Source organism: Kitasatospora sp. NBC_01287 (genome assembly GCF_026340565.1).
Lineage (GTDB): Bacteria > Actinomycetota > Actinomycetes > Streptomycetales > Streptomycetaceae > Kitasatospora.
This window is the reverse complement of the sequence record NZ_JAPEPB010000001.1, coordinates 5,133,815-5,158,310: the sequence shown is the minus strand read 5'-3', so window position 1 is coordinate 5,158,310 and position 24,496 is coordinate 5,133,815. Positions and strand designations below refer to the sequence as shown.

The 24,496-nt window shown below is 74.2% G+C and carries 21 protein-coding genes; 9 read left to right on the top strand and 12 right to left on the bottom strand.

Annotation, left to right across the window (positions count from 1 at the left end):
- Positions 1 to 33 precede the first annotated feature (33 nt).
- Positions 34 to 954: a LysR family transcriptional regulator gene (locus OG455_RS22205; protein WP_266296308.1), complete on the top strand. Its 921-nt coding sequence runs from the start codon at positions 34 to 36 to the stop codon at positions 952 to 954.
- 45 nt (positions 955 to 999) lie between these two features.
- Here OG455_RS22205 and OG455_RS22200 read toward each other — a convergent pair whose 3' ends face one another.
- The gene (locus tag OG455_RS22200) at positions 1,000 to 1,329 is read right to left on the bottom strand and encodes a helix-turn-helix domain-containing protein (protein WP_266300908.1); all 330 of its coding nucleotides are present in this window, start codon (positions 1,327 to 1,329) and stop codon (positions 1,000 to 1,002) included.
- A 299-nt stretch (positions 1,330 to 1,628) separates the two neighbouring features.
- On the opposite strand from OG455_RS22200, the gene OG455_RS22195 reads away from it, so the two are divergent.
- Positions 1,629 to 2,039, top strand: a complete 411-nt coding sequence (locus OG455_RS22195) for a VOC family protein (RefSeq protein WP_266296306.1) — start codon at positions 1,629 to 1,631, stop codon at positions 2,037 to 2,039.
- A 49-nt stretch (positions 2,040 to 2,088) separates the two neighbouring features.
- Here OG455_RS22195 and OG455_RS22190 read toward each other — a convergent pair whose 3' ends face one another.
- The 5 genes from OG455_RS22190 to OG455_RS22170 form a co-directional block, all read right to left on the bottom strand.
- A complete protein-coding gene (locus tag OG455_RS22190) occupies positions 2,089 to 3,396 on the bottom strand; it encodes a C40 family peptidase (protein WP_266296304.1) in 1,308 nt (435 codons plus the stop codon).
- Positions 3,397 to 3,623: 227 nt separating this feature from the next.
- Complete coding sequence (locus tag OG455_RS22185) at positions 3,624 to 4,574, bottom strand: hypothetical protein (protein WP_266296302.1); 951 nt, start codon at positions 4,572 to 4,574, stop codon at positions 3,624 to 3,626.
- 164 nt (positions 4,575 to 4,738) lie between these two features.
- Complete coding sequence (locus tag OG455_RS22180; protein WP_266296300.1) at positions 4,739 to 6,706, bottom strand: threonine/serine exporter ThrE family protein; 1,968 nt, start codon at positions 6,704 to 6,706, stop codon at positions 4,739 to 4,741.
- 230 nt (positions 6,707 to 6,936) lie between these two features.
- Positions 6,937 to 9,378, bottom strand: a complete 2,442-nt coding sequence (locus OG455_RS22175) for a hypothetical protein (RefSeq protein ID WP_266296298.1) — start codon at positions 9,376 to 9,378, stop codon at positions 6,937 to 6,939.
- On the bottom strand, positions 9,375 to 11,381 hold the full coding sequence (locus OG455_RS22170) for an ATP-binding protein (protein WP_266296297.1): 2,007 nt from the start codon (positions 11,379 to 11,381) through the stop codon (positions 9,375 to 9,377). The genes OG455_RS22175 and OG455_RS22170 overlap by 4 nt, the downstream gene beginning before the upstream one ends.
- 272 nt (positions 11,382 to 11,653) lie before the next feature.
- Here OG455_RS22170 and OG455_RS22165 point away from each other — a divergent pair, with 272 nt between their 5' ends.
- On the top strand, positions 11,654 to 11,971 hold the full coding sequence (locus OG455_RS22165; RefSeq protein WP_266296296.1) for a hypothetical protein: 318 nt from the start codon (positions 11,654 to 11,656) through the stop codon (positions 11,969 to 11,971).
- 7 nt (positions 11,972 to 11,978) lie between these two features.
- On the opposite strand, the gene OG455_RS22160 is transcribed toward OG455_RS22165, so the two are convergent.
- The gene (locus tag OG455_RS22160) at positions 11,979 to 13,376 is read right to left on the bottom strand and encodes a TetR/AcrR family transcriptional regulator (protein WP_266296295.1); all 1,398 of its coding nucleotides are present in this window, start codon (positions 13,374 to 13,376) and stop codon (positions 11,979 to 11,981) included.
- 197 nt (positions 13,377 to 13,573) lie between these two features.
- Here OG455_RS22160 and OG455_RS22155 point away from each other — a divergent pair, with 197 nt between their 5' ends.
- Entirely contained in the window at positions 13,574 to 14,731 is a 1,158-nt protein-coding gene (locus OG455_RS22155; protein WP_266300907.1) for an acyl-CoA dehydrogenase family protein, read from the top strand.
- Between the two features lie 188 nt (positions 14,732 to 14,919).
- On the opposite strand, the gene OG455_RS22150 is transcribed toward OG455_RS22155, so the two are convergent.
- A complete protein-coding gene (locus OG455_RS22150) occupies positions 14,920 to 15,198 on the bottom strand; it encodes a hypothetical protein (protein WP_266296294.1) in 279 nt (92 codons plus the stop codon).
- Between the two features lie 58 nt (positions 15,199 to 15,256).
- Positions 15,257 to 15,853 (bottom strand): TetR/AcrR family transcriptional regulator, encoded by a 597-nt coding sequence (locus OG455_RS22145; RefSeq protein ID WP_266296293.1) that lies wholly within the window; start codon positions 15,851 to 15,853, stop codon positions 15,257 to 15,259.
- Between the two features lie 186 nt (positions 15,854 to 16,039).
- Between OG455_RS22145 and OG455_RS22140 the strand changes: the two genes are divergently transcribed.
- The 3 genes from OG455_RS22140 to OG455_RS22130 all read left to right on the top strand — a co-directional run bounded on the left by OG455_RS22140 (position 16,040) and on the right by OG455_RS22130 (position 19,826).
- Entirely contained in the window at positions 16,040 to 17,677 is a 1,638-nt protein-coding gene (locus OG455_RS22140) for an MFS transporter (protein ID WP_266296291.1), read from the top strand.
- 413 nt (positions 17,678 to 18,090) lie between these two features.
- The gene (gene tatA / locus OG455_RS22135; RefSeq protein WP_266296289.1) at positions 18,091 to 18,363 is read left to right on the top strand and encodes a Sec-independent protein translocase subunit TatA; all 273 of its coding nucleotides are present in this window, start codon (positions 18,091 to 18,093) and stop codon (positions 18,361 to 18,363) included.
- Positions 18,364 to 18,512: 149 nt separating this feature from the next.
- Positions 18,513 to 19,826, top strand: a complete 1,314-nt coding sequence (locus OG455_RS22130; RefSeq protein WP_266296287.1) for a hypothetical protein — start codon at positions 18,513 to 18,515, stop codon at positions 19,824 to 19,826.
- Here OG455_RS22130 and OG455_RS22125 read toward each other — a convergent pair.
- Together OG455_RS22125 and OG455_RS22120 are read right to left on the bottom strand one after the other, a co-directional pair.
- Complete coding sequence (locus OG455_RS22125) at positions 19,781 to 20,524, bottom strand: response regulator transcription factor (RefSeq protein ID WP_266296285.1); 744 nt, start codon at positions 20,522 to 20,524, stop codon at positions 19,781 to 19,783. The genes OG455_RS22130 and OG455_RS22125 overlap by 46 nt on opposite strands.
- Positions 20,521 to 21,708, bottom strand: coding sequence for a histidine kinase (locus OG455_RS22120; RefSeq protein WP_266296283.1), 1,188 nt, complete (start codon positions 21,706 to 21,708; stop codon positions 20,521 to 20,523). The genes OG455_RS22125 and OG455_RS22120 overlap by 4 nt, the downstream gene beginning before the upstream one ends.
- 243 nt (positions 21,709 to 21,951) lie before the next feature.
- On the opposite strand from OG455_RS22120, the gene OG455_RS22115 reads away from it, so the two are divergent.
- A complete protein-coding gene (locus OG455_RS22115) occupies positions 21,952 to 22,611 on the top strand; it encodes a zinc ribbon domain-containing protein (RefSeq protein ID WP_266296281.1) in 660 nt (219 codons plus the stop codon).
- A gap of 34 nt (positions 22,612 to 22,645) precedes the next feature.
- Here the strand turns inward: OG455_RS22115 and OG455_RS22110 are convergent, their stop codons facing one another.
- Positions 22,646 to 23,638, bottom strand: coding sequence for an MmcQ/YjbR family DNA-binding protein (locus tag OG455_RS22110; RefSeq protein WP_266296279.1), 993 nt, complete (start codon positions 23,636 to 23,638; stop codon positions 22,646 to 22,648).
- 180 nt (positions 23,639 to 23,818) lie between these two features.
- Between OG455_RS22110 and OG455_RS22105 the strand changes: the two genes are divergently transcribed.
- Positions 23,819 to 24,490, top strand: coding sequence for a MerR family transcriptional regulator (locus tag OG455_RS22105; protein WP_266296277.1), 672 nt, complete (start codon positions 23,819 to 23,821; stop codon positions 24,488 to 24,490).
- Positions 24,491 to 24,496 lie beyond the last annotated feature (6 nt).

Genomic DNA, 24,496 nt, shown 5'->3' with positions numbered 1-24,496 from the left:
GGAGACTCCGATGGGCCGTGGCATGCTGGCCGGGTGGACTCCCGCTACCTGCGCGCCTTCGTCGCCGTCGCCGACCACGGCGGGATCTCCGCCGCCGCCCAGCGGTTGGGCTACGCCCAGTCCAGCGTGAGCGCCCAACTCAAGCGCCTGGAGGCGGACCTGGGCACCGGCGTCCTGCTGCGCGCGGGCCGGGGCGCGACGCTCACCGAGGCCGGGCAGCGCCTGCTGCCGTTCGCCCGCGAGGCCCTGGAGCTGGAGCAGCGGCTGCGCCGGGCCACCCTCGGCGAGCGGCCCCGGCTGCGGATCGGCAGCCAGGAGTCGCTGGCGCACGCCTGGTTGCCGGAAGTGCTCGCGGCGCTGGAGTACGGAGCCGGCGGCGCCGGGTCGAGCGCCGATGTGGAGCTGGTCGCCGGCAGCCGCGCCCAGGTGGACCGCGCCTTCCACGCCGGCGAGTTGGACGTGGTCTTCCGGTACGACGACAACGAGCGCACCCTCGACCCCTCCACCGTGGTCGGGCACGACCGCACCGTACTCGCGGCCTCGCCCCGGCACCCCCTGGCCGGCCTGGAGTCGGTGACGCCGGATCAGTTGCTCGCCTACGAGTTCCTGGTCGCCGAGCCGAACTGCACCTCACAGATGCTGGTCGACCGCTTCGGGCGCGACCTGCTGCTGGACGCCCAGCTCTCGATGGTCACCGGCTCGCTCTCGGCCCTGCTGCGGCTGGCCGGGCACGGCCGCGGCCTGGCCCTGCTGCCGCAGCTGTCGGTCGCCCGGGAGCTGGCAGCCGGCGAGCTGGTCGAGCTGCGCCTCTCCGAACCCGCCCGGCCGGTCAGCATCGTGGCCCAGTGGCACCCGCGGCTGGGCCTGGCCGAGCGCCCGCTGCACGCACTGCTCGACCTGGCCCGCCGCGCCGACCCGCTGCCGGACGTCGCGCCGCGGGCGGAGGTGGGCTGAGCCGGCCGTTCGCCCCCGGGCCCCGCGGCCGTCGCCCATGACCGGCTATCCGGCCGCGGCCGCCTGGTCGTAGACGGCACGGGCCCGGTCGATCTCGTGCAGGTGCCGCTCCGCCCAACCGGTCAGCGACAGCAGCGAGTCGTAGAGCTCACAGGCCATCGGCGTGGCGAGGTACTCCACCTTCGGCGGCACGGTCGGGTAGACGGTGCGGGTCAGCAGGCCGTCCCGCTCCAGGTTTCGCAGGGTCAGCGTCAGCATCCGGCGACTGATCCCCTTCACCTGCCGCTCCAACTCGGTGAACCGGGCGGGCCCCTGGGTGGTGACCAGCAGAATTCCGATGCTCCACTTCCCGCTCACCCGCCCGAGCGCCTCCATCACCGAGCAGGCCGCCGCCGCGGCGGGCGACTCGCACTCGACGGCGGCACCGTCCCGGACCGCCGCACCACTCTGCCCCTGGGCCATGAGGGCCCCCCTTCCACCGGGCCCCATGGTCACAGAACGTGCCCTCGGTTACAAGGCGTGCCCCTGGCAGCTCGGCACCCCACTCCTCGGCGCGCTCCGGCCACCGCCCCGAAGTGGGTTCCCGCCATCGGTCACATTCTCCCGCCGGGGTCCGTCATTGCGGTGGCGAACCACCAGAGGTCGCCGGACCGGCAGTTGGAGAGGACAGCACGATGCTGACGAACATCATGTACGTGACGCTCTACGTCACCGATCAGGACCGCGCGCTCAGGTTCTACACGGAACAACTCGGCCTGGAGAAGCGCGTGGACCACCCGGGCCCCGACGGACGCTTCCTCACCGTCGGCGTCCCCGGCAGTGCGCTCGACATCATCCTCTGGTCGAACACCGCCGCCTCGGGGCAGCCGGCCGGCCCGCAGCAGGGCGCGACGCCCGGTCCGGTCCTCCTCGAATCGGACGACCTGCGGGCGGACTTCAAGGTCTTCCGCGACCGCGGTGTGCCGTTCGACAAGCCCGAACCGGAGGACTACGGCTTCGGGATCCGGATCGAGGCGACGGATCCGGACGGCAACCGGATCTCCCTGCGCCAGCGCGCGTCCTGGCAGAGCCCTCGCGAAAGCTGACGGGGCCCTTGAGTGGCTGGGGCCGCCCCTACAAGCCGGCCCCGGCCGCTCAGGGGCGGGCGTAGAAGTCGGGGGTGCCCATGATCCAGAGGCTTGCCTGCTTGATCGGCACGCCGGTGCGCGGGGCCTCGATCATCTGGTCGTCACCCAGGTAGATGGCCACGTGGTAGATGTCGGCGGCGCGGCCGGTGTGGGTCCAGAAGACCAGGTCACCCGGGCGCAGCTGGTCGTAGGTCACGGGGGTGGACTCGGCGTACTGGTCGGCGGCGAAATGGGTCAGCTGCCGGCCGCCCTGCCGCCAGGCGAGCATGGTCAGGCCCGAGCAGTCGTAGCCGTCCGGTCCCTCGCCGCCCCAGACGTAGGGCAGGCCGAGCTTGCCGCGGGCGAAGTCGAGCGCCGCCCGCGCGCCCGCCTCGGACCACGGTGCGGCGGGCGGTGGTGGCGCGGCGGGACCGCTCGGCGCTGCCGGAGCGGCCTGCTGCGACGCCGCCGCCTCGGCAGCCGCGGCCTGCTGCGCCGCCTGCTGCCGGGCAGCGGCCTGGGCTGCGGCCTGGGCCGCCGCTGCCTGCGCCGCCGCCTTGGCGGCCGCCTCGGCCTGCTGGGCGGCGATCGCCTCCAGCGCCTCCTGCCGCGCGCGTTCGAGCTCCACGGTGGTGCTGCGGGCGGCGGCCAGCTGGGCGAGCAGGCGCTCGCGGCGCCGCCCCAGCTCGGCGACCCGCGCCTGCTGGGACGCGAGCCGGGACTGTGCCTGCTGCCTGGCCTGGTCCACGGCCGCCGCGGCGCGCTGAGCCTGGTCGGTCGCGCTGCTCGCGGCCCGCGCGGCGTCGGCGGCGGCCTTGGCGGTGGCGGTGGCCGCGTCCAGGATCTCCCGGGTGCTGCGCCCGGCGGCGCCCACGGCGGCGGCCCGCTCACCGGCCTCGCGCGGACCGTGCGCGTTCAGCAGGTCGTTGATCGCGGTCAGCTCGGGGCTGCCGCCCAGCCGGTAGGTGGCGGCGGCCAGCCCCGCCGCGTCCTCGGCGGCCGCGGCCCGGGCGGCTTCGGCGGCCACCGCCCGGGTGCCGGCATCGGCGACGGCGGCGCGGGCCCTGGCCAGCTTGACCTGGGCCCCGTCGTAGGCCTCCACGGCCTGTTCGGCGACCAGCCCGGCCTGCTCCAGCTCGGCCCGCGCACCGGTCAGCCGGGCCTCGATCGCCGCGACGGCCGCCGCCTGCCGGTCCGCCTCGGCCCGGGCACCGGAGACGGCGCCGGCCGAGGGGTAGGGCGGGTCGTCGGCCAGGCTGGACGCGGGCACGGCCAGCAGCGTGGCGAGCGCGGTCAGGGTGAGCAGTACGGCGGTCAGCAGTCTGCGTGGGAGCACGAGTCCTCACCGTCCAACGATCAACAAAATATCCCATCACGTGACTAATCGGTCACTGGACGGCATGCTCTCAAAACGGGACGGCGCTCAGCGCCAGGACCCGTGCCTCATGCGGGTGATCGTGGGGCACCTGATGTCGGACCGGCCCCGGTGCCCCGCCACCGGCCCCGGCGGCTGCCCTGCCCTGCTCTGCTCTGCCCTGCCCTGCCCTGCCACCGCCCGCCCCTTCAGGAGCTGCGCCGCCGCGGGCCCCGGGGGCGGTAGGAGCGGGCCCGACCGGCCTGCACGGTGCGGCGGCGCTGGTCGGCGCCGCGCTCGGGCGCCTGCTCGCCGCGGGCCGAGCGGGCGGCGTCCAGGTGCGCGGCGGCCCGGGCGGCCATCGCCTCCGCCATCCGGTGGGTGGCCGTGTGGTGCGCGGGCACTTTGTCGGGGGCGCCGGCGATCAGGTCGAAGACCCAGGTGCGGGCCCGGTCGGCCCTGGTGTGCAGCCGGCGCTCGCGGCGCAGCGCCCTGGCCAGGCGGCGCGGGCGCCCGGCGTACCGCCAGCGGGCCCAGGGGCTGGACGGGCGGGCCAGCCGGATCGCACCGATCCAGGAGAGGCCGGGCACCATGATGCCGAGCAGTCCGGTCCACACCTTGCCCTTGAACAGCGCGACCACGGACATCAGCGCGTTGACCGAGATCACCGCGACCAGCCCCCACCGCCCCGAGCCCGCGCCACCGCCCGGCGTCGGCACCACCCCGAGCGGCACGTACCCGGTCAGCAGCAGCGCGGTGAGCAGGATGCCGAGGATCACCGCGTCCACCGATTTGCGGCCCTGCTCGCTCCAGTAGACGTCCTCCAGGTGCAGGATCAGCGCGAACTCGTCCAGCACCAGGCCGCAGCCGATCCCGAAGAGCAGCCCGAACCAGTCGATCCAGGGGTGTCCGCCGTTGGTGGCGATCACGCCGATCCCGGCCACCAGCAGGCAGCCCACCCCGAAGACCATGTGGTGGATGTGCAGCCCGCCGGGGGTGATGTTGCCCGGCCACCAGCGGACCTGGGCCCGGATCATCCGGACGCTGACGCGGATCAGGACGAACGAGCTGATGAAGCCGACCAGCAGCAGGAAGAGCGGTTGCTTGTGGGCGGCGACGATGTGCTCGCGGTATCCCTCCACCAGGCCGGCGATCTGCATGGGCGGTACGTCCTCGGTACTTCGTCGGTGCTTCGTCAGTGCTGTGGCAGTGCTTCGTCGGTGTTTCGTCAGTGCTTCGTCAGTGCTTCGCCGGAACTGCCGGCGGAACTCCCGCGCGACTCCCGGCGGCGCGGCGTGCGCGCTTCGCTGCGTCTAACGGTTCATCAGAAGCCTCGGGTACGTTTCGCCGCGCGCCGCGGTCCGGTCAGGTACGGCACCAGGCGTCCCTCGCCCCCCGCGAGCGTGCCGATCCCCGGCACCTTCATGAAGAGCCGCGCCACCTCGCCGCCCAGGTTCACCCCGATCGCCAGCGCCATCGCGATCGCGGCCGCCCGGCTGACGAAGACCAGCCCCGCGGAGGGGTGGCCCTGGGCGAAGGAGAGCATCCCGAGGTAGAGCGCGGAGCCGGGCATCAGCGGGCCGAGCGCCGCGGTGACGTACGGCAGCGCCGAGGCGTAGCGGTAACGGGCCATCAGCTGGCCGAAGAGGCCGACCAGCCCTGCGGCTATCCCGGTGGCGATGATCGGCGAGATCCGCGCGTTGTAGGCCAGCACCCCGTAGACGGCCCAGCCGATGCCGCTGTTGAAGGTGACCAGTGCCAGCGTGCGCCGGCCGGTCTGCAGCAGCATCGCGAAGAAGAGGGTGAGCAGCATCGCCGCGACCAGCTGGACCGGCGGGTTGTAGATGCCGCTGAGCGACTCGGCGGGACGCAGCTGCGCGTCGTAGCTCACCCCGGCGTAGAGGACCAGCATCACGCCGATCACGATGCCCGCCACCAGGTAGACCACTTCGAGCAGCCGGGCGGCGGCGGTAATGTAGAAGCCGGTCAGACCGTCCTGCACGGCGGCGACCAGCGCGCGCCCGGGCAGCAGCGCGAAGAGCCCGCCGGTGATCACCACCGAGCCGCGCAGCCCGGCGCTGCTGAGCGACAGGATGATCCCGCAGAGCGCGGCCGGCATCGCGGCCAGCACGAACTGGTAGAACTCCGGCAGGCCGCGCCCGGCCACCAGCGAGGCCAGCCGGTCACCGATGATCGCGGCCACCACGGCGTTGACGAAGACCAGCCAGGCCTTGGCGTCCACCCGGCCGCCGACCAGGAAGGTCGCCGCGCCGGCCAGCAGTCCGGCGGTGACCGAGAGCAGCCAGGCCGGGTACGGGTGCCGGTTGCGGCGGATCAGGGCCAGTCGGCGGTAGGCGTCGTTGACGGTGATCTTCTCGGCGGTGATGTCGGCGACCAGCCGGTAGACGGCGGCCAGCCGCGTGTAGTCGGAGGTGCGGCGGCGCACCACCCGGGCGGCGGTGACCGGGGCCTCGACCAGCGACGGCTGGTAGGAGATGGAGATCAGCGTGAAGGTGACCTGCGGTTCGCAGCGGTCCAGCGCGAAGGCGTGGGTGACGCCGAGCATCGCGGCCTCGACGTCCTCCGCGCTCTCGCCGCTGGCCAGCAGCAGCTCACCGATCCGCAGCGACAGGTCGAGGATCCGCGGCACGTTGCGGGCGGTGGCCTCGGACCTGGCCTCGCGCGCGGTGCGCTCGTAGGCGGGGCGCTCGGACATCGGGATGCGCAGCAGGGTGCGCATCCGGTCCGGCCAGGGCGCGCCGCCCGGCGCTCCCGGGTTCAGCAGCGGGATGGCGCCGCTGGCGGGGTTGTAGCCGACGGCGCGCCAGACCTCGGGCGGCAACGTGTCCTCGGACCCGCCGCCGACCTCGACGAAGGCGGCGAACTCGGCGGGCACGGCCGACGCGGTGGGCACGGCCGACGCGGCGTCAGAACCAGGATCGGTCGGCGCGGCCGTCTCGACCGTCTCATCCGCCTCGGCCGCTCCATCCGCCTCAGCCGTCTCACCCGTCTCACCCGTCTCACCCGTCTCCGGCGCGCTCGGCCCGGTCTCGGTGGCCGGCCCGAGCAGCCCCTCGGTCTCCAGCGGCAACGGTGCCAACGGGATCAACTGGACCTGGTCGGCCGGCGGGGCCGCGTTGCCGAGCAACCCCTCGGTCGGCGGCGCCTCGGCGGGGGCCGGCGGCGGGGGCACCGCGCCGGGAGCGGACCGCGCCCGCCCGCCGCTGCCCCGCTCCGCACCCTGCCCGCCGCGCGCACTCCTGCCGCCGCCCGGTCGGCCCCGCTTCGGCACTGCCGCTCCTCACCGCCCCGGGGTGGCCGTGCCACCGCCCGTGATCTTCGCCTCCACCTTGCCCGATGCAGAGTCGGGACGCATATGTACAAGTCGTCCAGGCTTGTCGGGAAGGTTCCGAAGTGCAGACGATACGACGATCGGCTGGTCCGGAGCACGCCGCGCCCAGGGGCCCGTGACGCTCGGACCCCGCGGTGCTCGGACCCCGCAGCGCTCAGAGCCCGCAGCGCTCAGAGCCCGTAGCGCTCGACGATCTCCTGGTGGCGCGCCGGATCGGCCCCGGCCGCCTTGGCCAGGTCGAGCCAGCTGAGCGGGTGGGCCCAGCCGGCCGTGAGCCCGGTCAGCAGCGCGTCCGCCTCGGCGGCCGCGGCGGTCGGCGGCACCCCGAGCGCGGCGTAGACGCCCGGCAGCCCGGCCCGCTCGTCGGCCGGATCGGTGATCACGTACTGCTCACCGCTGTACGCCCAGATCCCGTAGCCCGCCTCCCCCAGCGCGCCGCGCAGCGCCGTCCAGGCCTCGGTGCCCGGCCAGGCGCCGTCCACGAAGTAGGTGGTGTAGCCGGCGGGGTCGAGCAGGGTGAGCAGCTCGAAGGTCGGCCGCCAGCGGTCGCGCTGCTCCTGGTCGGCGTCCTCGGCCGGGAACGGCTCCAGCAGGGCGGGGGCGAAGACCACCACGTCCCGGTGGTTGAGCGCGATGTCCTCGCCGAGCACCGGCAGGATGCGCGCGGTGGCCGGTCCGGTCCGCACCGCGGGCAGGTCGGTGGGCGCCCCGTTGCTGAGCCTGGCCCGCACCGTGACCACCTGCCACTCCTCGTCGACCGGCCCCTCCGGCTCGTCGAACTCGATGCCCAGCCGGGCGCCGGCCTCCCGGACCACGGCCCAGTCGCGGTTCGCGGTGGCGGCGGTGGCCAGGTGCCAGAGGTCGCCGGAACGGACAGTGCGGTGCAGGTCCTCGGGCGCGGCGCCCTGGAGCGGCAGGGCGTGCGCCAGCAGGTCCTGGTAGAGCCGCTGGGCCAGGCCGTGGTCACCCAGCTCGGTGGCCGCGGCGGCGGCCAGCCGGCGCGGGTTGATCCGGTCCGGCTCCAGCGCGAGCAGTGCCTCGCAGCTCTCCACCGCCTGGGCCCAGCGGCTCTCGGCCACCGCCCAGCGCGCCCGGATCCAGTGCGCGTCGGCCGGGCTCGCGGCGTCGAGGCGGTCGGCCAGCCGGCGCAGGCCATCGCCGTCCCTGGCCTCGATCAGCACCGAGGCGAGCATGCCGACCAGCTCCTGGTGGCCCGGGTCCTGCTCCAGCCGGGCCCAGAGCAGCTCGGCGGAGGCGCGCTCGTGGCCGAGGTTCGCCAGCCCGGCGGCCAGCCGCAACAGCAGCTCGGTGGCGTCGGACACGGCCTCGCCGGTGGCGGCCGACGGCTCACCGGACGGCGCGCCCGACGACTCGCCGGCCGCGACGGCGCGCCAGCGGGCCGCCAGCAGATCGAGCTCCGGCTCCGGATCACGCTGCTCGCGATCGGCCTCCTCGCCGTCGGCCTCCTCGCCGTCGACCTGCCCGCCGTCGACCTGCTCGTGCTCCGCCGGCGGCTCGGCCACCACCAGCGCCTCGGCCGCCGCCCGCAGCTCGGCGAGCTCGGCGGCCACGCCCTCGGTGCGCCGCAGCAGGACCAGCTTGCGCTCCCCGGTGGCCACCAGCGCCAGCGCGACCTCCCGGGCCCCGCGCCGCACGGCCAGCCGCGCGGCCGTCAGTGCCAGGTCAAGACACGGCCGGTGCGAGCCGGCCGTGTCCAGGTAGGAGACCCAGTGGGCCAGCCGGACCCCGAGCCGCCAGTCGTTCGGGTACCGCTCGGCGGCCACCAGGCGCTCCACGGCGTCCGTCCAGCGGTGCCGGATGTCGGCGAAGCCCTCGGCCTGCTCCACCGCCGGCAGCTGCGCCAGGGCCTCGTCGTAGCGGCCCAGCGCGGCCAGCGCGCGGGCCCGGATCACGCCGAGCTTGCGCCGGTCGTCATCGTCCAGGGTGTGCCGGGCGGCGGTGTAGGCCTGCTCGGCCGCGGCCAGCGCGGCCAGCGCGTCCTCGTACCGGCCGAGCTTGAAGAGCGCGGCGGCACGGGCCTGACCGAAGGAGAGCGAGACGCTCTCGCCGGCCGCCTCGATCCGCAGCTTCGCCCGGTCCAGATGGGCCAGGGCGGCGTCGGCCCGGCCGTCGTCCTCCAGGGTGTCGGCGTACTCGCGGGAGAGGCAGTCGAAGCAGGCGCGGGCCGGCTCGACCCGCTCCAGCGCCTCCTCCAGCACGGCGAGCCGCTCGGGCACGTAGCCGGGACCGTCGATGTTGGCGTGGCAGATGGTGAAGTCCTGCACGGCGCAGACCGACTGCGGGCAGCCGGCGGTCTCCTCGCGGTGCGCGAACTCCAGCAGCGAGACCGCCTCGGTCATCGCCCGCTCGCCCTGGTGCCGCTTGTTCAGCAGGTTCTGCAGCCGCCAGTGCCGCAGGAAGACCTCCACCCAGGGCAGCCCCAGCGCCCGCGCCGAGGCGAGCGCCTCCGGGTACATCGCGTCGAGCTGCTCGTTCCGCCCGTCGACGGCGTGGCCGGCGATCTCCACCAGCGCCGTGGCGAGGCGGTGCTGGCCGGACTCGACCAGCCGGCCGTGGGTGTCGTGGACCCAGCCCCACACGTCGGTACTCATCGTTCGCTCTCTCCCTGCTCGCCCTGCTCGCCCTGCCCGTTCTGCTCGCCCTGCCCGCCCTGCTCGTTCTGCGGGCCGCCACCGAGCAGCCGGTCCAGCCCCGCTGACAGGCCCGCCGCTGACAGCCCCGCCACCGACGACTCTCCGGTCGACTGCCCCTGCGCGACGGGCGCGGTCAGCGCGGCCACCGCCGTGCCGACCCCGGCCAGCGCGGCGCCCAGGTCGCCGCCGCCCGGACCGGCGCTGCCGGCCGCCGCCATGATCACCTTGAGCGAGCGGAGCAGGCCGGCCGCCGTGGCGCTGCCGGTGTGCCCGGCCCGGTAGGCCCGCAGCAGGTCCTGGACGGCGGGCGAGGCGGTGTTCAGGTAGAGCCGGGCACGGACCGCGCCGTCCGTCCGCGCGGTGAACGCGCGGGCCAGCCGCAGCGCGGCCGAGGGGATCCGGGCGTCCGCCTGGTCGTCCTCGATCCGTGCCTTCAGCTCGGCCTCCCGGTCGGGCACCAGCACCAGCGGCAGCCCGGGCGGGTCGAAGCGGGCCGGCACCAGCTGCTCGCCCGGGTCCGCCAGCGCCGCGCTCAGCCAGCCCAACTCCTCGGCCGGCAGCGGCCGCTCGGGGTCGCGGAAGAGCTCCTTGTTGCCGTCCTCGCTGCCCAGCTCGACGATCCGGCAGTCGCGCAGCAGCGCGTACCGGCGCAGGAACGGCAGCACCGCGTACCGGTCGCCGCGCGCGATCGGCACCCGCATGGCCCGGTAGAGCATCTCCTCGAAGCCTCCGCCGGTGCCCAGCGCGACATGCAACACGCCCCCGCCGGCCGCCCGCAGCGCGCCGGCCGTCAGGTCGCCCTGCGAGCTGGGCACCGGGACGTCGTCGGCGAGCAGGGTGAAGAGCCGGTCGTCGCAGAGCGCGGCGCCCAGCAGGTCCTGGCCGTGCCGGGCCAGGATCCGGCGCCAGGCGGCCGGGTGCAGCCGGGCGGTCTCGTAGAGGCCGTTGACGATCGCCTCGCTCAGCGCCTGCTGCAGCGCGCGGTAGTTCTCGTCGCGTTGCAGGTCCTCGCGGCTGGCGGTGGGTGTCAGCCGACTGGACTCGACCACGCCGCCGATGAACCCGGCCCAACTGGGCAGCAGGTCACGGGCGTCGTCGGCGAGCAGCATGCCGCGCAGGTAGACGGCGAGGTCGCGGTTGTCGCTGCTGCCGTAGCTGCCGCCGTCCTGCACCCAGAGCAGCCCGATCGCGTCGGTCGAGCCGTCGACCGGCTGGAACGGGAAGGCGGTCAGCGGCTCGAAGCGGCGCCCGAAGGCGGCCGCGAACTCCATCCGGGCCGCATGCTGGTGGCCCTGCGGGACCGGCTCGCGCCAGGGCACCGCGATGTCGTTGACCGGCTGCTCGTCGTCGCCGACGTGCACCGGCACGGTGAGCAGCACGCAGTAGCGGCCGAGCACTTCGCGCAGCGCCTCCTCGTCGGCCAGGTGCGCGTGCTCGGGCTTGAGGGCCAGCTCCACCACTGTGCCGGGGACGGGCCTGGCCGGCACCGGCTCGACGCTGTACTGCTCGCCGCCCCGGCTGCGGTAGCGGTGGCCGAGGGCCGGCTCGCGGTGCGAGGTGGTGGTGACGGTGACCTCCTCGGCCACCGAGAAGGCGGAGAGGAAGCCGAGCCCGAAGGCGCCGATCAGCTCCTCGTTGCCGGTGACCTCGCGCAGCAGCCGGGTGTAGCCGGTACCGACGGTGGCCAGGTAGGCGTGGATCTCGGGCTCGGTCAGGCCCGCGCCGGTGTCCTCGATCGACAGCCTGCGCGCGGTGGCATCGGCGCGCACCCGGATCAGCGGCTCGTACGCGGCCGCGGCCTGCGGATCCTCCAGGCGGCGGCGGGTGTGCGAGTCGTGCGCGTTCTGGACCAGCTCGCGCAGGGCGACCAGCGGCGTGGAGTAGAGGTGGGTGGCGAGGACGCTCACCAGACCGCCGAGATCGACCTCGGTGGTGCGCAGGTTCTCCTGACCTTCAGACATGGTGCCCCAGTCTGCCAGTCCGACAATCATGGGACCACCGGTTTCCGGGCCGTCGGATCGACCACGCTCGCCCAACTCTGCGGTGGTTAAACATGTTTCGGGCGATACCTGGCCCTTAATGACCCCATCGAGCGAATTGCCACCGGATCGCTGGCCTCCGGCCGGAGCAGCGGGCGATGCTGATCGAGCGACGTCAGGCAACCGGCGCACCCGGGGCGGCCACCCCGTGAGCGCCAACTCGCAGCATTACCAGTACTCCTAGGGAGACCATCGTGTCCCGTACCCGTGCCATCACCGCCGTCACCGCGCTCGGCGCCTTCCTCCTGCTCGGCATCGGCAGCGCCCAGGCCGACAACGGCGCCGGCGCCAGCCAGGGCTCCAACAGCAGCGTGGTCAGCAACTGGGGCTCCGGCAACGTGGTCGGCAGCGTGACCGGCAACGGCAACGCCGCCCAGCAGACCGCCACCGGCTCCGGCGGCAGCAACCAGAACAACACCACCGGCGTGGCCGGCAACTCCGGTGGGGTGGCCGCCGAGCAGGGCAACCTCAACTTCCTGCACTCGGTGCACTACCTGCCGGTCGCCGGCTGAGTCGCGCTCAGCCGGCGACGGCCGGAAGAGCAGACCGCTGACGAAGGGGCGGGCCCGGCGCCGGGCCCGCCCCTTCGGCCGTCCCCTCGGCCGCCCCTTCGACCGTCCCCTCGGCCGTCCCTCCGGCCGTCCCTCCGGCCGTCCCGAGCACCGCGTGCGCCAACCGGTGCAGCAGCGGCGCGAGTTCCGCCCCCGGCGCCCGGGAGCCGTTCCGCACACCGTCGTTGACCAGGGCGAACATCGCGTGCACCCGGATCCGGGCCTCGGCCTTGTCGTCCGCCGGCCGCACCTGGCGCAGCAGTTCCACCCAGAGCCGCAGGAAGTCCCGGCGGAAGTCCAGCGCGGCCTTGCGGTCCGGCTCGGCCAGCCGCTCGGTCTCGCTCACCATCGCTCCCAGGTAGTGGTGGTGGCGGCAGGCGAAGGCCACGTAGGCGCACAGCCCCCGATCCAGCGCGGCGGCCGGCTCGCCCGCGGCCAGCAGCACCGGTGCCACCTCGTGCCAGAGTCGCTCGCGGCAGCGGACCAGCGCGGCGGCCAGCAGATCGCCCTTGGCCGGGAAGTGCTTGTACAGGCTGGGCCCGGCGATCCCCACCGCCGCCCCGAGCCGATCGGTGCTGACGTTGTCGAATCCTCGTTCGTCGAAGAGCCGCACCGCCGCCGCGAGCAGTTCCTCACGCCGCCCGGGCGCCGCGGCCACGCCGGACGGAGCGGTCTCCGCGCCCCGGAGCTGAACTGACGGATCGCCAGACACCTCGACCCGCAGGACCTCGGAAAGCAGGACCTCGGACAGCAGCTCGGCCATCAGCCGCTCGAACCGTCGGCGCGGCGGCGCGAAGGTGTGGTACGACAGACTGCCCGCCACCGAAAGTGCCGACCAGACCAGCAACTCGCACTGCTGGGAAGACAGTTCAGGTCGATCGGCGGCTATGATCCGGCTCGCGGCGCGGACGCTGGCGCGCAGCGCCCGACGCAGTTCCGCCCGGCTGGGCGGCGGCAGCAGCCGGGCATCGCGCTGCCACAAGGTGGCAAGCGCACGCTCGTCCAGGGCCACCGCCGCGAGCGCCTCGGCAAGCACCGCCGGCCCGCCCCGCCCGGCACCGCCCCGCGCAGCTCCGACCTGCGCAGCTCCAGTCTGACCGGCACCGCCACGCGCCGCCTCGGCCACGGCCACGGCCGCCGCCAGCTCGCCCAGCCCGCCGCGCACCGCCTGGCGCAGCAGCTCGGGCTTGCCCCGGTAGTGCCGGTAGAGCGCGGGGGCGGTGATCCCGACCGCCGCCGCCACCTCGGCCATCGCCACCTGGTGGTAGCCGCGCCGGTGGAACTGCTCGGCGGCCGCCGCCAGGATCTGCGTCCGCCGCCCGCGCGGTCGGCGCGCGGGACCGCCCCCGACCCCGTCCGCTGCCATCCGCCCGCCTCCTGCCGACACCCGCCGCCGCCCGCCACCGGCTAGCAATCATTCACATAAAGCCCGCACAGGTCTACTGCCGCAGCATGGCTGAGCACGCCGGTCGGCTGCGCGCGGGCTCTGGACAGGAAAGCTACTGGGGATTAACTTGGCGAGCGATCAGCACCCCGCAGGACCCGCGCGAAGGGAGCGCCGCCGTGCGCCGCACTGTGTACAACGAGGACCACGAGGCGTTCCGGGCCACCATCCGGGACTTCATCGCCAAGGAGGTCGTCCCGGTCTACGAGAGCTGGGAGGCCGAGGGCCACCCGCCGCGTGCCTTCTACAACAAGCTCGGCGAGCTGGGCATCTTCGGCATCGAGGTGCCCGAGGAGTTCGGCGGCGCGGGCGAGACCGGCTTCAAGTACCAGGCGGTGATCACCGAGGAGGTGGCCCGCGCGGGCGTCAGCTTCGGCTCCTCGGGCGTGCACACCGGCCTGGTGCTGCCCTACATCCTGGAGTACGCCAACGAGGAGCAGAAGCGGCGCTGGCTGCCCGGCTTCGTCTCGGGCGACATCATGACCGCGATCGCGATGACCGAGCCGGGCGCCGGCTCCGACCTCGCGGGCATCACCACCACCGCCAAGCTCTCCGCGGACGGCACCCACTACGTCCTCAACGGCGCCAAGACCTTCATCACCGGCGGCGCGCTGGCCGACCTGGTGCTGGTCGTCGCCCGGACCAGCGCGTACGACCCGGCCAACCGCCGGGCCGGCCTGTCGATCCTCTGCGTGGACACCAAGTCCGAGGGCTACTCGGTCGGCCGCAAGCTGCACAAGATCGGCCTGCGCACCTCCGACACCGCCGAGCTGGCCTTCTCCGACGTCAAGGTCCCGGTCGCCGACCTGCTCGGCGAGGAGGGCAAGGCGTTCAGCTACCTGACCCACAACCTGGTCCAGGAGCGCCTGGCGATCGCGGTCGGCGCCTACGCGGCCGCCGCCGCGGCGGTCAACTTCGCGCTGCAGTACGTCAAGGACCGCAAGGTCTTCGGCCAGGCGGTCGCGGAGTTCCAGAACACCAAGTTCGTGCTGGCCGACTGCAAGTCGCAGGTCACCGCGATGCAGACGATGGTCGACCAGTCGCTCGAGCTCTACCAGAACGGCGAGCTGACGGTCGCGGACGCGGCCGAGGGCAAGCTGTTCTGCACCGAGGCGGCCTCCGTCGTGATCGACAAGTGCCTCCAGCTGCACGGCGGCTACGGCTACATCCTGGAGTACCCGATCGCCCGCCTCTACACCGACAACCGGGTGTTCCGGATCTACGGCGGGACCAGCGAGGTCATGAAGACGATCATCGCGAAGTCGCTGGGGCTCTGAACGCCGGGGCTCTGAACGCCGGGGCTCTGAACGCCCTCGACCGCGACCGCAGGGGGCCACCGCCGTACGTACGGCGGTGGCCCCCTGCGGTCGCGGCGCGGTCGAGGCGAGGGCGAGGCGCACGCGGCGGTGCGCGGCGGTGCGCGCGAGCGTCGAGCCGCGGGGCGGCGGCCCGCTCGTCCGCGCGCCTAGTTGAAGCTCGGCTGGTTCGGCGAGTTCGCGCTGCGCCAGGCGTCCAGCCCCGCCTGTGAGGCGGCGCGGGCCTGCTGCAGCGCCCGGGCGGCGCGCTCGCTGGGCGGGGTGTCCAGCTGTTGGACCCAGCCCCGGCCGGCCGTCGCCAGCGCCACCCCGACCAGCACCGTGCCGAGCAGTCCGGTCACCGCGCCGACACCCCCGAGCAGCAGGCCGGTGCCGAGCAGCTTGCGGTTGGGCTGGAATCCGCCGAAGGTCTTCTGATTGATCGTCATACGGCCCACTGTCGGCGAGCCGGTCACCGGCCGCACCCCGAGCGGGTCCGACCGGGCGTCAGGACGGCGCGGCGGCCGAGCCGAGCACCCCGGAGGCCAGTAGCTGCAGCCCGCGGAACAGGTCACGCCCGCGCGGCACCTGGTCCGGCGCGACCAGCCACTGCGCGGCGACGCCGGCCAGCATCGCCTGCAGGAAGGCACCGCGAAGGATCTCGTCCTCGGTGTCCGGCACCTCCTCCTTGCCCTGGAACATCGCGGAGAGCCCGAGCCGGGCGTCCTTCTGCGACTCCCCCAGGGTCGACGCGATCTCGGGCAGGTGGTCCACCTGCGCGATCATCTCGAACTGCGCCTTCCACAGACCGCGCCGCTCGGCGAAGGTCTCCAGGATCCGGTCCCAGCAGAGCTGGAAGCGCTCCTCGGGCGTCAGCCGCTGGCCGGCCGTCGAAGCCAGTGCCGTGCCCACCGCCCGGCCCCAGTCCTCCATGGCTTCGATCAGCGCCGCGTTCATCAACGCGTCCTTGGAGCCGAAGTGGTAGCCGATCGCGGCCAGGCTCACTCCGGAGGCGGTGGCGATGTCGCGTGCCGTGGTGCGGCCGTAGCCCTTCTCGGACAGGCAGCGCTTGGCCCCGGCGAGCAGGGCTTCTCGGTTTCCCATGGCCCGATGGTACCCGGCGGGCGTACGTCCGTCTTGGACGGTCGTTTCAGACATTCGATTCACACACGCGAACCAGACGAGCGAGTGAGACATCTGAGTAAGACATCTGAGTGAGACGCACGAGTGAGACAGGTGAATGAGACATACGTACTAGACAGACGTCTGAAACGGACGTACCTTCATCCCATGACCGCAACCAACGGCCTCGCCGGCCGACGCGCCTGGGCGGGACTCGCCGTCCTCCTGCTGCCGACCCTGGTCCTCTCGATGGACATGGGCGTCCTCTTCTTCGCCGTGCCGTTCATCAGCACGGACCTGCGGCCCAGCGGCACCCAGCAGCTGTGGATCATGGACATCTACTCGTTCCTGCTCGCCGGGCTGCTCATCCCGATGGGGGCGCTCGGCGACCGGATCGGCCGCCGCAAGCTGCTGATGCTCGGCGCCGCCGGGTTCGCCGCGGCCTCCCTGCTGGCCGCCCGCTCCGACGGCGCGGCGCAGCTGATCGCGGCCCGCGCGCTGCTCGGCATCGCCGGGTCGACCCTGATGCCCAGCACCATCGCGCTGATCCGCACGCTGTTCACCGACCCGAAGCAGCGGCGGGGCGCCATGGCCGCCTGGACCGGCGCGCTGACCGGCGGCGCCACCCTGGGCCCGGTGGTCGGCGGCCTGCTGCTCGATCACTTCTGGTGGGGCTCGGTGTTCCTGGTCTCGGTGCCGGTGATGGCCCTACTGCTGCTCCTCGCCCCGCTGCTGCTGCCCGAGTACCGGGCGCCGCGCACCGGCGGCTTCGACCTGCTGGGCTCCGGGCTCGCGCTGGCCGCCGTGCTCCCGACGGTCTACGGCGTCAAGACCCTCGCGGTGGACGGGTTGAGCGCCCTGTCCGCGGTGGCGCTCGCGGTCGGCCTGGTGATGGGCGCGCTCTTCGTCTGGCGGCAGCGCACCGCCGCGTACCCGCTGATCGATCTCGACCTCTTCCGCAACGGCACCTACAGCGGCGCGATCACGGTCAACACCATCGCGATGTTCGCGATGATGGGCTTCACCCTCTTCACCTCGCAGTACCTGCAGCTGGTCAAGGGCATGAGCCCGCTGACCGCCGCGCTCTGGGCGCTGCTGCCGAGCGTCGGGGTCGGCGCGGCGGTCGGCGTCTCCGGCGCGCTGGCCGGCCGGGTGCGCCCGGGGCACCAGATGGCGGGCGGCTTCCTGGTCGGCGCGGTCGGGTTCGCGCTGATGACCCAGGTCGGCCCGCACTCCCCGCTCGCCCTGATCCTCACCGCCGCCGGGATCCTGGCCGCAGGCACGGTCGGCACCATGACCCTCACCGCCGACCTGGTCGTCTCCGCCGCGCCTGCCGAGCGGGCCGGTGCCGCGGCCGCCACCTCGGAGACCGCGACCGAGCTCGGCAGCTCGCTCGGCATCGCGTTGCTCGGCGCGGCGGGCGCCGCGGTCTACAAGTCGCAGCTGGCCTCCTCACTGCCGGCCGGCCTGCCGACCGAGGCCGCCCGGGTGGCCCACGACTCGCTCGGCGGTGCGGTGACGGTGGCCGCCGGCCTGCCTGCGGCCACCGCCCACCAGCTGCTGGCGGCGGCCGGGTCGGCCTTCACCTCCGGCCTGCACGTGGCGGCCTCGGTCGGCCTGGTCTGCCTGCTGGGCGCGGGCCTGCTGGCGTCGCGGCTGATGCGGCACCTGCCGGCGGCGGGAGCGGAGACCGCAGGAACCGCACAGGCCGAGCACCAGGCCCAGCACCGGGCCCAGCAGGCCGAGGAGTCGGTCACGGAGGAGCGGGTCACGGAGGAGCCGGTCACGATGGAGCTGAGCGCCTGACGGCGGCTCGACCGAGATGGAGCCCGCGTGGTGTTCGCCGCGCGGGCTCCACCTGGTTCACCCTCAGGAGTGACTTGCGGCACTTCCGGGTTGACCAGTGACCACGCCCGGGCAGCTCCGGCATCCTCCGGCCCGGCCGCCCCGCCGCCCCACCCCGGGCGCGGTCCGACCGACGCCTCGCAGGTATGGTCGGCCGCCTGCCGGGGAGCCGACCGGGGAGTCGGCCGGGCTCCCCGAGTGGTCTAGACCACACGCGAGAGAAACCGGCTGAATCCTCCCCTGTCACCGGCTCTTTGACCACCGTTTCCCGAGCGGTGTATACGTTCCGGCGCGGGGCCAGGCATACTGGCGGTGTCGGGCGGCTCCGCCCGGCCCAGCAACCGCGAGAAAACCGAAGGGACCGGTGGTCAGGGATGTTCCGCAACGGTCTGGAGCCCTGGCACCTCCTGGTGGTGCTGGCTGTCGTCATCCTCCTGTTCGGCTCCAAGAAGCTGCCGGAGATGGCCCGAGGCCTGGGCAAGTCCATGCGCATCCTGAAGGCCGAGACCAAGGCCATGCGCGAGGACGACACCCCGGCGACCGACACCACGGCCAACTCCACGGCCGCCGAGCAGCCGCGGCCCGCGGTCGAGCCGGTCACCGTCACCAAGGCCGACGAGACCTCCAAGTCGAACACCACCGCCTGATTCCGAGCGGTTTCCGAAGCCCCTGACAGGCCGTCCGCGGACGGCCTGTCAGGGGCTTCGACGTGTCCGGGGCCGTTCGGCCGCCGACTGGCCGCCCCCTCTGTCCTGGTATCTGCTGATCTGACAGCGGCTACCGGAGGTGACGGCGGATGGGCACCGCACTGGAGCGCCCGCGGCGCAGGTCGAAGTCGGCGTTCGCCGTGCTGCTGATCGTGCTGGCCTCCGTGCTCGCTCCGCTCGGGGTGCTCTCCGTCTGGGTGAAGTCGCAGCTCACCGACACCGACCGCTACCTGGCCACGGTGGCCCCGCTCGCCCACGACCCGGCGGTGCGGTCGGCCGTCACCAACCTGACGACCGACCAGATCATGAAGTACCTCCCGATCGACTCGCTGCTGAACGGGCTCGCGCCCGATGACCAGTCCCTGCTCAACGGCCTGCTCGGTCAGCTGGGCGGTGCGCTGAACGACGGGCTGACCGGCTTCGTGCGCGGCCAGGTGGCACAGGTGGTGGACAGCGACGCGTTCGCCGCCGTCTGGGTGGCCGTGAACCGCACCGCCCACGCCTCGCTGGACAAGGCGCTGACCGGGCAGGGCGGTGGCGCGGTGCGGATCAGCGGCGACACCGTGACCCTGGACCTCGCCCCGCTGATCGACCAGGTGAAGACCGGCCTGGTCGCCGGCGGCCTCCCCCTCGCCGCACAGATCCCCGAGGTGCACACCGACTTCGTGCTGGTCAGCTCGGACACGGTCGGCTCGGTGCGCCTCTGGTTCCGGCTGCTCGACCTGGCCGGCTTCTGGCTGCCCGTGATCACGCTGGCGCTGGCGCTGGCCGGAGTACTGCTGGCGCGGCGCCGCCGGCGGGCCGTGATCGGCGCGGCGCTCGGCATCGCGGGCGGCGCGGCGGTGCTCGGCATCGGGGTGGACGTATTCCGGGCCTTCTACCTGGACGGGCTGACCGCCGGGGTGGACCAGGCGGCCGCCGGTGCGATCTACGACGCGCTGGCCCGGTTCCTGCGCAGCTCGGTGCGGACCGTGGTGGTGCTGGGCGTGCTGGTCGCGCTCGGCGCCTGGCTGACCGGCCGGGGCCGCCAGGCCCGGACGGTGCGCGGGCTGTGGCAGGCGGGGCTGGGCGCGGTCCGGCAGGCGGCCGAGCGGCTGGGGCTGCGGCTGGGCGCGGTGGGGCGGTTCACCCACCGCTTCAAGGCCTGGCTCGGGTGGGCGGCGGTGCTGGTGGCGGTGGTCGTCCTGCTGCTCCGGGGCTACCCGACGGCGGGCACGGTGCTCTGGCTGGCGGTCGCCCTGCTGGTGGTGCTGGCGGTGCTGGAGTTCCTCGACGAGCCGGGCGAGGCCGTCGGCGGGTACGGGAGCGGGCGCGGGGAAGGGGACGGGGACGGCGACGGCCAGGGGCCGAGCGACGGTCAGCCGCCGTCCTCCGCGGGGACCAGCCCGACCCGGTACGCGTAGCGGACCGCCTGGGCCCGGTCCCGGGCGCCGGTCTTGGCGAAGATCCGGTTGACGTGCGACTTGACCGTGGCCTGGCCCAGGTAGAGGCGCGCGGCGATCTCCCCGTTGCTCAGCCCCTGCGCGATCAGCACCAGCACCTCGCGCTCACGCTCCGTCAGCAGTTCGGCGGGCGGGGACGCGGGTGGCGCGGCGGGCGCGGTGGGCGAGGCGGCGGCGACCGGGGAAGGCAAGGGGGTGGCGGCGGCCAGAGCCGCGTCGACCAGCCGCTGCTGGACCACCGGGTCCAGGAAGGTCTGCCCGGCGTGCACCGCCCGGATCCCGGCCTCGATCCGGTCCGAGTCGGCGTCCTTGGTCAGGTAGCCCCTGGCGCCGGCCCGCAGCGCGGGGAAGACCGAGGCGTCGTCCGCGTAGGTGGTCAGCACCAGCACGGGCGTGTCCGGCAGCTGCTCGGCGAGCGCCGCGGTGGCGGCGGTGCCGTCCAGCACCGGCATCGACAGGTCCATCAGCACCACGTCCGGCCGGTGCTCCAGGGCGGCGGCGACCGCCTGGGCGCCGTCGGCGGCCAGCGCGACCACCTCCATGCCCTCGTTCAGCCCCACCAGCAGGGCCAGCCCCTCGCGGGTGACCCGCTGGTCGTCGGCGATCACCAGGCGGATCACCTGCCGCCCTTCCGCCGCGCGCGGCTCGGGAACGCTCATGCCGGAACCTCCATCGTGACCAGCCAGCCGCTCGGGGTCGGCCCCGCTCCGGCGGCGCCGCCGACCCGTTCGATCCGCTCGCGCATCCCGCGCAGGCCGTTGCCGCCGCCGCCCGACGCCTCGGCCGCGAGCGTGCCGGCGGTGTTGGCGACGGTGAGCACCACCCGGTCGGGACGGTACTCCAGCGCCACTTCGGCGCGCGAGCCGCTCGCGTAGCGGGCCACATTGGTCAGCGCCTCCTGCACCCCGCGGTAGAGCGCGAACCCGGCCTGCGACTCGCAGACCCGCTCGGCGCCCCGCACTTCGAGGGCCACGTCGAGCCGCAGGTCCCGGCCGCTGCGCTCGACCAGCGAGGCCAGGTCGGCCAGGTCCGGCAGCCGGTCGCCGCGCAGCGCGCCGACGGCCTGCCGGGCCTCGTCCAGGCCCTCCCTGGTCAACTCGACCGAGCGGCCGATGATCTGCTGGAGCAGCGGGCCGGCCTGATCGCGCTCGGCGATCTTGCGGGCCCCCTCCAACTGGATGGCCAGGGCGGAGAGCGACTGGGCCAGCACGTCGTGCAGCTCACGGGCGATCCGGGCCCGCTCGGCACCGGCCGCCGCCCTGGTCTCCGCCTCGCGGGCGTCCTCCAGCTCGGCGAGCAGCAGCTCGGTGCGGTCGTGGCTGGCCCGACTGGTGCGCAGCAGCTGGGCGGTGACGGCCAGCACCACGCAGAGCAGCACCGCGGCACTGGCCGCCTCCAGCGGGAAGTCCGCCGTCAGTGCCATCACCACGGCGAGCGCCAGCGTGGTGCTCCCGCCGATGATCAGCGCCGGGCGGGGTTCCAGCCGGATGAAGCAGGTCATCACGACGCCCGAGACCGGCAGCACGTTGAGGGTGCCGTACGGCTCCAGCGCGGTGAGCAGCACCGCGGGCACGCAGGCGAGGACCGCCAGGACCAGCCGTGTCCTGGGCGCGAGGCGAGGCGGGTGCCCGGTGCCGACCACCGACATCGCGACGGCGTACCAGAGCAGCACCAGGCTGACGACCAGTCGGCGCCCGGACAGCCCCGGCGGGTACGCGCTGGTCCAGCTGGAGATCGCCACCCCGGCCAGCAGCAGCCAGCCGAGCGGGCGCAGCCGGGCCGTGTGGCCGTCGCGTCGTTGCTGGGCCCGGGCCTCGGCACGGGCCACCCGCTCACTCACCATGACTGGCAGCATAGGGAACCGGGCCGGCGCCGTGACCAGCCGGGCCGGTGGCCGTGACCAGCCGGGCCGGTTCGGTGGCCGGCCGGGCCGGCGACGGGAAACGGGCAGGTGAACAGCGGTCAGCAAGGCTTCCGTTCAGCCGGGCTGACGTGGCACCCTTCGGGACCGAGAACCACCGGGCGGCGAGTGACGTCGTACGGCTGGCCGACGCGTCGACACGAACCACCCTGGGGGGACCCACCAGTGAGCACCGAGATCTACTTCACCAACAACTCCCGCGACCTGTGCGAGCAGTACGGCACCGGCGCGGGCTTCCAGTTCGAGTTCAACTGCCAGCGCTGCTACGACACCTGGCGTTCGCCCTTCGAGGCGTTCAACACCGGGCGGGCGGCGGGCTGGGTCAGCAAGGGCGTCGGCGCGGCCTGGAGCCTGCTGGGCGGCAACGGCAACACCATCAGCAACGCCGCCGACGGCCTCGCGGGCGCGAGTTGGGGGCATGCCAAGGACGCGGCCTTCGAGCGGGCCATCGCCAGCGCGCAGAACCACTTCCACCGCTGCGCCCGGTGCACCCAGCACGTCTGCGACAACTGCTGGAACCCGGCCCAGGGCCTGTGCCAGGGCTGCGCGCCGGACACCGCGGCCGAGGCCGAGGCGGCCCGCCGGCGCGGGCTCAACGAGGAGGTCAGCCAGCGCGCCTACGCGGCGGGCCAGCAGGCGGCACAGGCCTACGACGTGACCACCGAGCGCCAGCTGGTCTGCCCGCAGTGCAACGCCGAGACGCACGGCGGCGCCTTCTGCGCCGGCTGCGGCTTCAAGCTCGCCTCGCCGGCCAACTGCGCCGGCTGCCAGGCAGCGGTGCCGGAGGGCGCCGCCTTCTGCCCCGGCTGCGGCAGCAGGCAGTAGCGGTCGCGGGGCCGGCACGCGGCGGCGGGCCGCCTCAGCCCGCCGCCGCGGCGGTGATCGTCACGTACAGGTAGTCGTCCAGGACCTTGGCCAGCGGGACCGTGGGCCGCCCCAGCGCGGCCGGCAGCTCGGCCTCCGCGAGGCCGGACTCGGCGAGCACCGCGCGCGCCCAGGCCCGGCCGCAGCGCAGGTGGCGGTGGAAGGCCGCGCCGTCGCGGGCGCCGTGCAGGCGGGTGGCGATCGCCGCGTCCCAGGGCATCACGGCGGCCGGGCGCAGCGCGTAGAGCGCCTTGGCGGCGGCGGTCGGGCCCAGGGTGCGGGCGGGCGAGACGCGCAGGGCGGCGAGCTCGGCGTAGGCGGTCGCCAGCGCCGAGATCTGATGGTCCGTCAGATTACTGATGGCGACGCCCTGTTCGGGGAGACTCGCACCGTGCTCGGTCCACCAGGCGGCGAGTGCCGCGTCGAACAGGTCGGGCTCACCCGGGCGCGGATAACGGATCCGGCAGCCCCAGGAGTTGAGCCAGCGGTGCAGCGCCGCCCGGTGCTCGGCCGCTGCCAGGTCGGACCCGGAGCCGGTGGCCGCCGCCCAGCGTTGCCACCCGGAATCGACGCCGTAGCCCGCGAAGACGGCCGCGGCCGAGCGCAGTTGGGCCAGACTCGGCCCCGGGACGAGATCGGCCGCCGCGCGTTCGGCAGCGTGCTCGGCGGCCACTCGCTTGGGGACCACCATCCGCCAGGCCGCCTCGACGATCTCGCGGAGTTCGGCCTCCTCCACCACGGCCAGCCGCAGGCGCAGCCAGTTGTAGCGCTCGTCCGAGGGCAGCGGGGGCAGGAAGGTCTCGGGGGCGGCGGCCAGCAGCATCGGCCGCTCCTCCTTCGGGCAGGCGAAGCCGAGCAGCGTCTCGTCCGGCGACAGCGCCAGGTAGACGAGCCGGCCGACGCGGAACTTCACCTGGTCCCGGATCAGGTGCTCCTCGGTCCGCGGCAGCACCGCCGCCAACGCCCGGACCTGCTCGACCGTCGCCATCGCGCCCACCCTCGTCCGCGTCCCGGTGCACCGCCCGACGGCGCACCCCTCGGCGGGCATGGTGCCACAGCTGACCGACAGTCAGGTTCGGGAGAGGTCTGGCTGCCGCACCCGCGGGGCGCCTAGGGTGGTGCTTCACCGGCATCACCGCTGCTCCAGGGCGGGAGAGGAGAGCGGCCTGTGCGCGTCGGGGAGCTGAGCCGGCACACCGGGGTCCCGGTGCCCACGATCAAGTACTACCTGCGCGAGGGCCTGCTCCCGGCCGGCGAGTTGACCTGTCCGAACCAGGCGCAGTACGGCGAGCGGCATGTGCGCCGGCTCAAGCTGGTGCGCGCCCTGCTGGACGTCGGCGGGCTCTCCATCGCCGCCGCCCGCGACGTGCTCGGCGCGCTGGACTCCCCCGAGGTCTCGCTGCACGCCACCCTGGGCATCGCGCAGCGGGCCATCGCCCCGGCCCGTGGCGACGCGGTGGAAGCCACCGCACCGGCCGAGACAGACGATCCCGCCTGGCGCGAGGCGGTCGGCGCGGCGAACGCCTGGGTGGCGGCGCACGGTTGGCAGGTGCGGGAGGACGCTCCGGCCCGCACCTCGCTCGCGCGGCTGATCCGCACCCTGCACGAGCTGGGCCACCCCGACCTGCTCGACCTGCTCGACGAGTACGCGACGGCCGCCGAGCGGCTGGCCGCCGCCGAGTTGGCCCTGGTCGGCCGCCGCCCGGACCCGGACGGCCGGGTGGAGGGCGCGGTGCTCGGGACGGTGCTGGGCGACGCGCTGCTCGCCACCCTGCGGCGACTGGCCCAGGAGGACGCCTCGCGGCGCACCTTCACCGGGCCGACCGTGTCAGCCATCTGACGTTCG